Source organism: Sphingomonas sp., assembly GCF_019242355.1.
GTDB lineage: Bacteria > Pseudomonadota > Alphaproteobacteria > Sphingomonadales > Sphingomonadaceae > Sphingomicrobium.
Window position 1 is genome coordinate 1 of record NZ_JAFAVR010000215.1, and the last position, 6,817, is coordinate 6,817.

Genomic DNA, 6,817 nt, shown 5'->3' on the forward strand with positions numbered 1-6,817 from the left:
GTCGGCGTAGGTGCCGGACCCGATCAGCGGCGAATCGCCGATCCTGCCCCAGCGCTTCGCCGTCAGGCCGCCGGTCGACGTCGCGACCGCGACATGGCCGTCGACGTCGACGGCGACGGCACCGACCGTGCCGTATTTCACTTCGTCGTCAAAGCCGGTCCCGGCGAGAAGCTCGTCGAGCTGGCGCCGGCGCTCGGCGGTCTCGAACCATTCGTTCGCGACCTGCTCCAGACCGCCGTCGCCGGCGACTCGGTCGGCCCCTGCCCCTGACAGGAAGACGTGCGGACCCTTGTCCATCAGCAGCCTCGCCAAGCTGATCGGTGCTCGCGTCGTGCGTAGCCCCGCGACGGCTCCGGCCCGCCGAGTACGCCCGTCCATGATGGCCGCGTCGAGCTCGATGCGGCCCTCGGCGGTGAGAACGCTCCCCCGTCCGGCATTGAAGCTCGGGTCTTCCTCGAGCACGCGAACCGCGGTTTCGACGGCGTCGACGGCGGCCTCCCGTCGATCGAGGATCGCGGCGCCGGCGGCAAGCGCCTGTTCCAGCGCAGCGCGCGCTGCCTGCTCCGCGTCCGGGGCAAGCGCTCCTGGCCTCATCGACCCCGCCCCACCGTGAATCATCAGTCGCCATTTTCCCATGGCGGCGCGCATAGCCGCGAGCGGACCTTGGCGCCAGTTGACGAGCTCTGCTTCTCCATATTATTATGATATCAATTAATGGGAGGCATGAGATGGCGGACGAGCAAGTCATCGGACTGAATGCAACCACCGAACGGCCGGCGGCGGCGGTAAGCGGCTATGCCATGCTGCTCGTTCTCTTGATTGCGATCGCCGCGGAAATTTTTGCAATCGTCCGCGTCGCTCACGTGCACGATGGCTTGAGCGTGGCGATCATGATCGCCGCCGGTGTCCTGTTCGTGTTCACGCTGCTCGGCTTCTACATGCTCCAGCCCAATCAGGGGGCGGCAATCACCTTGTTCGGCGACTATCGCGGCAGCGATCGGACCACCGGCCTGCGCTGGGTCCTCCCATGGATGGCCAGGAAGAAGGTCTCGCTTCGGGCCAACAACCTCATTTCCGACCGGATCAAGGTCAACGACCTGCGCGGCAACCCGATCGAGGTCGCGGCCCAGATCGTCTGGCGCGTGGTCGACACCGCCCAGGCCCTGTTCGACATCCAGGATTATCGCGCCTTCGTGAACGTGCAGATCGAGGCCGGCATCCGCACCATAGGCTCACGCTATCCCTATGACGATTTCCAGCACCAGGAGATCACCCTGCGCGGCAACCATGACGAGGTCGGGATCGAGCTTCGCAAGGAGCTGATGGCTCGCCTCGCGGTGGCGGGCATTACCGTCGACGAATGCGGCTTCACCTATCTCGCCTACGCGCAGGAGATCGCCGGGGCGATGCTCCGCCGGCAGCAGGCCCAGGCCGTAGTCGCCGCCCGCCAGACCCTGGTCGAAGGCGCGGTAGGAATGGTCGAGATGGCGCTCGACGCCTTGTCGGAGAAGAACGTTGTCGAGCTCGATGACGAGCGCCGCGCCGCGATGGTGTCGAACCTGATGGTCGTCCTGTGCGGCGAGCGCGACACGCAGCCGGTCGTGAACACCGGAACCCTGTATCAGTAAGGAGGCGTCGTGCCGGGCGGCGACCGCAAGGCGTATCCACTGCGCGTCGACCCCGCCTTGTGGGCGGCGGTCGAACGCTGTGCGGCCGCGGACCTGAGAAGCGTCAATGCGCAGGTCGAGTGCCTCATCCGCGAGGCTCTGAAAGCTCGCGGCGTGCGGCTGGCGAACCCCAAGCCACGCAAGCGCGGACGGCCGCCGAAGGAGAAAAGCGATGAGTGAGGGGCCGGAATGGTTCAAGCCGAAGCGCTACGGCTACGGGAGCGGTCTTCCTATCGCGTGGCAGGGCTGGGTGCTGATGATCGGGTTCATCATCCTGGTTGCCGCCGCGGGGTTCCTGATTCCGTACACGATCGTCGGCTACGTCAGCATCGTCACGATCGCGACCGTCGCCTTCATCGTCATCGTCGCCCGCACGACCAGGGGCGGCTGGCGCTGGCGCTGGGGCGACGACGATTAGGGACGATTTGTCACAAGTGCAGGCACGATCGTTCCAGCCTTGCCGTCGAATGACCGACGCTCTGCCGAGCGTCTGAAGCGTCACTACCGACTGGTTTTCCCCGGAGGCTCAACGGCCTATATAGCCACCCATGTCTTCGATCCGTCCCTGGCGTACCATCGACCGCCGTCCGTCCCGTCAGATCATGCTTCGCGACGTCCCCGTCGGCGGCGACGCGCCGATCACCGTGCAGACGATGACCAACACGCCGACCGAGGATGCGAAGGCGACGATCGACCAGATCCGCCGGTGTGAGGAGGCGGGCGCCGACATCATTCGCGTGTCCTGCCCGACGCCGGACGCCACCGCGTCCCTGCGCGAGATCGTCCGCGCCGCGCGGGTGCCGATCGTCGCCGACATTCATTTCCACTACAAGCGCGCGCTCGAGGCGGCCGACGCCGGCGCCGCCTGCCTACGCATCAACCCGGGCAACATCGGCTCCGAGGAGCGGGTGCGCGAGGTCATCGCCGCCGCTCGCGCCAACGGCTGCGCCATCCGCATCGGCGTCAATGCCGGCAGCCTCGAGAAGGACCTGCTCGAGAAATACGGCGAGCCCTGCCCCGAGGCGCTGGTCGAGAGCGCGCTCGACCATATCCGCATCCTCGAGGACCATGGCTTCCGCGATTACAAGGTCGCGGTGAAGGCCTCGGACGTGTTCCTCGCCGTCGCCGCCTACATGCAGCTCGCGAGCGAAGTGGACTGCCCGCTGCATCTCGGCATCACGGAGGCGGGCGGCCTGATCGGAGGCACGGTCAAGTCAGCGATCGGCATCGGCAATTTGCTATGGGCCGGAATCGGCGACACCATCCGCGTGTCCCTCTCGGCCGAGCCGGAGGAAGAGGTCCGCGTCGGCTACGAGATCCTGAAGTCGCTTGGAATCCGCAGCCGCGGGGTGCGCGTGGTTTCCTGCCCAAGCTGCGCTCGTCAGGGCTTCGACGTGATCCGCACCGTCGAGGCGCTCGAGCAAAGGCTGCAGCATATCCGCACGCCCATGTCGCTCAGCGTGCTTGGCTGCGTCGTCAACGGGCCGGGGGAAGCGCGCGAGACCGACATCGGCATCACCGGCGGGGGCAACGGCAAGCACATGGTCTTCCTGTCGGGCGTCACCGACCACCATGTCCAGGACGCGGACATGATCGACCATATCGTCCGGCTGGTCGAGGCCAAGGCCGCAGAGATCGAGGCTGCGAGCGAGCCGGCCGTCACCCTGGACGCCGCCGAATAGGAGCTAGGCGCTCGCTCCCAGAACGTTGATCGTAAAGGCCAGAACGCCGATGTTGAACGCAAAGGCGGCGAGGCAATGCACGGTCACGACGCGGCGGATGTGCTGGTCCTTGATCGCGACGTCCGAGGTCGCGAACGCCATCCCGCACGTGAAAGCGAAATAGACGAAGTCCCAGTATATCGGCTCGGGCGTGCCCGGGAAGTCGAGCCCGGAGCAGCCAATGTCCGGCTTCATGTAGGCCAGGTGCGCGTAATGAAGCGCGTAGACGGTGTTGCTGAACAGCCAGGCGAGCGCGAGCGTGCCGATGATCAGGGCCTTGGTCAGGGGCTGCGGATTGTGGCCGATTGTCTCGGCGGTGATCGCCGTCAGAAGCACGGCGATGACGACACCGGTAACGCCGAGCAGGATGCGGCGGTTGGCATCATTCTGGGTTGCATGTTCGCGAATTGTGGCAGCCTCGCTCGTCCGCAGCAGCGGAATGCACAAAAGCAGGAAGATCGCCGCCGAGACATCGAATGCGGCCATTCCGGCCAGCGCCCAGCGCTGGAGTGCAGGATGAAGAACGGGAACGCCGACAATCAGCAATCCGATGAACAGCAGGAAGCGCCAGGGCGCGATGCTGTTTCCAATGCCGGCCCCTTTCGCCATCCCGGCACGATATCGCCTCGCCGCCGCGCGTAAAGTGAAAGCAGCGGCTACTTCCGATCGACGCAATATTGCTCGCAGATGGCATGGGCGACGTAGCCAGCGGCCGTCGCGAAGGCCAAGCCCTGCGTGTCGGGAATGCCGGTATCGGCTTTCACGCCTTCGGTGATGATGCCGCCGTCCCACGGGCTGTGCTTGAGGACCTTGAGTGCCTGGGCGCGGCCCGCGTTCAATCGCAGGTGGTCGGCGACTTCCCATGAGGTCGTAAAGGGGAGCCGGTAGCTGCCTGGAAGCCCATAGGGCTGGTCGAAATAGCTGTACTGGTAATTTCGCGAATGCAGCCAGTCGTAGGTGCGGCGGAACACGGGGTCCTGCTCGCTGACGAAGCCCAGCGCGGGCAGCTTCATCAGCGAGCCAGGCGGAATGTCGACGAAGTCGGCGTTGGCAATGTCGACCGTTGCGGCGAAGATCGGTCCCCCGGCGCCCAGCGCGCCGTCGCGAATGCCATAGCGGTGGATCGCGGCCGAAAGCCGGGCAGCGTCGGAAGTCAGCGCGCGGGCATCGCGCGGCCTGTGGTCCCGTGCTGCGATCTCCGCCAGGTCGCGCAGCGCTCGCCAGGTCAGCACGTTGTCGTAGACGTTGAACGGCTTCTTCAAATACTCGTCCTGCGAGTCCTGGAACGTGGCGTACAGCCCCGTTGCTGGGTCGCGCTGTGCCTGCAGACGATCAAGCAAGGTAGCGATCACCTCGCGGTGTCGGTCGAACACGGACGTGTCCCCGGTCGCCTCGACATAGGACGCCAGCCCGACGATCGGCGCCACCAGTTCGTCGAGCTCGAATCCGTCCTCCAGCACCACACCGTCGATGAAGCGGCTGTGGACGCCGATGTCGCGGCCCTGCACCCCAAGCGCGTAGTCGAGCGCCTCGCGCGCCCGTGCCGGATCGCTGTCGAGCAACGCTGGCAGGCTCCACAGCATCGCATCGCGATCCCAGTATGCGGCCGAGACATAATAGCGGTTGCTGCGCGCCGTCATGCCGGCGAACTGCTCGGTGTCGATCGCCCGGCCCCAGGCGAAATAGGTCGTGAACAGGATGTTCCTGTTCATGATTCGATCAAGGTCGGGATCGCCGGTCGTGCGCGTCCGCCGATGGGCATCGTCCGCGGCCTGATCGATCACGCCGTCGACGCCATACCGGTCGATCGCCTTGTTGAGCACTCGCATCGCATAGGCGGCACTATATTCGTCGAGGCCGGTGCCGATCAGAAAGTGCATGTCGAGCGTCTGGCCGGGCGCGAGGCTCGCCGGATGCGCGGCCGTCAGCCCCGGATTGCCGCCCTCGTCCCGAAGTACGCCCTGCGACCCCACATAAGCGAATCCCCAGGCCATCTGCGTGTCGTCGGTCTGGTATTTGTAGACCTCCATGTCGGTATCGATCGGGGTCGGCGACATCAGACGGCTGCCGGTCAGGGGCTCCGGCGAGTAGGTGACACGGCTGGTCTTTCCCCAGTCGAGAACCATTCCGGGCACGACCTCTACCGGAGCAGACCGCAAATTGGTCACCTGAAGCCGGACGATCGCCGCTCGGCTGGTCGGCGGGGCGGCATAGGTGATCCGGACGCGCACGCCGTCCGCTTCCATCGTGCCGGTGGGAATCCAGTAATCGCGCATCGACCAATGCAGGTTTGCGAGGGGCCTCCGGATGCCGGCGATGTCGACGAACGGCTTCATCAGCGGCCGGTCGCCGAGACCGCCGACCTCGATCAATCCGCGATACTTCATCGAGATGACGTTGAAGGTCTGCAGCGCCCCGTCGCTGGCGCGGATCGACGGCAGGGCGATCCAGTCGTTGCCGGTCGGGATCACGTCATTGGGTCCGAGCGCGAGGGCGGTGGCACGCTCCGGCGCCAGGCGATGATCGCGCGCCTCTGCGGCTCCGCTTCCCAACAGGAGCGCGATGCAAGTTGCGGCAACCAGGACGCCGGTCTTCGCCAATCCGATGCTTGTCATGCCGCGCATGATGGTCGAACTGCGCTCATCGTCAACGCCGCGCGCGGCAATAACATGGGAAGAGCATCGATGCCCTGGCTATGGCTGATCGTCGGCGGCCTGTTCGAGGTCGGATTCACGACCTCGCTGCGCTTCGTCGACGGCTTCCGCAACCTGCCGTGGACACTGGCTTTCCTCGCCTCCGTCGCCGTCAGCATGACCCTTCTCGAAATCGCGTCGCGCAGCATCGCGATGGGCACCGCCTATGCCGTCTGGGGGGGCATCGGCGCGGTCGGAACGGTGCTCGTCGGCATCCTGTGGTTTCAGGAACCGTCGAGCGCCGTCCGCATCGCGCTGATCCTCGTCATCGTTGGCGCCATCGCCGCGCTTCGGCTGAGCGCCTGATGCTTCAGCTCGCGGTTACGTCCTTCACATTGTCGTCGCTGTTGCGGTCGATGTAGAAATTATATGGATCGACGCCCGCGAAGGCCGGCTTGACGGCGGAGTGGACGGTGATCGTCTGCTTGCCGCTATGGACCGGGAAGCGGTCCATCGAGATCACGTCCTTCGACGAGAAGGCTCCGATCCCCGGACGTGCCGTAAAGAGGCCGATCTCTATGGGCTCGTTGAGCCCCGTCTTCGTCTCCACGCCCTTGCCGTTCGCGTAATATTTGTCCGCCGCGATGGTCAGCGTCGTCGTCCAGCCGCCGGCGTCCTTGCGCGTTTTCGCGTCGGCCACCTTGAGGTCGTAGATGGTGATCTTCTCGAAGAGGTCGGTGACCAGTTGCTGCTGCTCAGCTGTCTTCGCCTCCTTGCGGAATTCGGCGACCAGGTC

Annotated in this window: 8 protein-coding genes and 1 pseudogene; 5 read left to right on the forward strand and 4 right to left on the reverse strand. The window is 65.4% G+C overall.

The window, feature by feature from the left end; genetic code table 11:
• Positions 1-648: isoaspartyl peptidase/L-asparaginase (locus JOZ79_RS10605; protein ID WP_294073933.1), on the reverse strand; the 648-nt coding region annotated here is incomplete at its 3' end.
• A gap of 80 nt (positions 649-728) precedes the next feature.
• Between JOZ79_RS10605 and JOZ79_RS10610 the strand changes: the two genes are divergently transcribed.
• The 4 genes from JOZ79_RS10610 (at position 729) to ispG (ending at position 3,349) form a co-directional block, all read left to right on the forward strand.
• Complete coding sequence (locus JOZ79_RS10610) at positions 729-1,628, forward strand: SPFH domain-containing protein (RefSeq protein ID WP_294073935.1); 900 nt, start codon at positions 729-731, stop codon at positions 1,626-1,628.
• A gap of 9 nt (positions 1,629-1,637) precedes the next feature.
• Entirely contained in the window at positions 1,638-1,847 is a 210-nt protein-coding gene (locus JOZ79_RS10615) for a toxin-antitoxin system HicB family antitoxin (protein ID WP_294073937.1), read from the forward strand.
• Positions 1,840-2,085, forward strand: coding sequence for a hypothetical protein (locus tag JOZ79_RS10620; protein WP_294073939.1), 246 nt, complete (start codon positions 1,840-1,842; stop codon positions 2,083-2,085). The genes JOZ79_RS10615 and JOZ79_RS10620 overlap by 8 nt, the downstream gene beginning before the upstream one ends.
• 130 nt (positions 2,086-2,215) lie before the next feature.
• Positions 2,216-3,349, forward strand: coding sequence for a flavodoxin-dependent (E)-4-hydroxy-3-methylbut-2-enyl-diphosphate synthase (gene ispG / locus JOZ79_RS10625; protein WP_294073941.1), 1,134 nt, complete (start codon positions 2,216-2,218; stop codon positions 3,347-3,349).
• A 3-nt stretch (positions 3,350-3,352) separates the two neighbouring features.
• On the opposite strand, the gene JOZ79_RS10630 is transcribed toward ispG, so the two are convergent.
• Both JOZ79_RS10630 and JOZ79_RS10635 read right to left on the reverse strand, forming a co-directional pair.
• A complete protein-coding gene (locus JOZ79_RS10630; protein WP_294073943.1) occupies positions 3,353-3,997 on the reverse strand; it encodes a DUF1345 domain-containing protein in 645 nt (214 codons plus the stop codon).
• A 47-nt stretch (positions 3,998-4,044) separates the two neighbouring features.
• A complete protein-coding gene (locus tag JOZ79_RS10635; protein WP_294073945.1) occupies positions 4,045-6,003 on the reverse strand; it encodes a glycoside hydrolase family 125 protein in 1,959 nt (652 codons plus the stop codon).
• 69 nt (positions 6,004-6,072) lie between these two features.
• On the opposite strand from JOZ79_RS10635, the gene JOZ79_RS10640 reads away from it, so the two are divergent.
• Positions 6,073-6,387 (forward strand): multidrug efflux SMR transporter, encoded by a 315-nt coding sequence (locus JOZ79_RS10640; RefSeq protein ID WP_294073947.1) that lies wholly within the window; start codon positions 6,073-6,075, stop codon positions 6,385-6,387.
• Positions 6,388-6,391: 4 nt separating this feature from the next.
• Here JOZ79_RS10640 and JOZ79_RS10645 read toward each other — a convergent pair.
• Positions 6,392-6,817, reverse strand: a pseudogene (locus tag JOZ79_RS10645) (aminopeptidase); the annotation flags it as partial.

What these genes read in the sequence shown, in the direction of transcription:
- JOZ79_RS10620 (WP_294073939.1), top strand. Translation starts at nt 1,840, where the DNA reads ATGAGTGAGGGGCCGGAATGGTTCAAGCCGAAGCGCTACGGCTACGGG.
- JOZ79_RS10610 (WP_294073935.1), top strand. Translation starts at nt 729, where the DNA reads ATGGCGGACGAGCAAGTCATCGGACTGAATGCAACCACCGAACGGCCG.
- JOZ79_RS10635 (WP_294073945.1), bottom strand. Translation starts at nt 6,003, where the DNA reads ATGACAAGCATCGGATTGGCGAAGACCGGCGTCCTGGTTGCCGCAACT.
- JOZ79_RS10640 (WP_294073947.1), top strand. Translation starts at nt 6,073, where the DNA reads ATGCCCTGGCTATGGCTGATCGTCGGCGGCCTGTTCGAGGTCGGATTC.
- ispG (WP_294073941.1), top strand. Translation starts at nt 2,216, where the DNA reads ATGTCTTCGATCCGTCCCTGGCGTACCATCGACCGCCGTCCGTCCCGT.
- JOZ79_RS10630 (WP_294073943.1), bottom strand. Translation starts at nt 3,997, where the DNA reads ATGGCGAAAGGGGCCGGCATTGGAAACAGCATCGCGCCCTGGCGCTTC.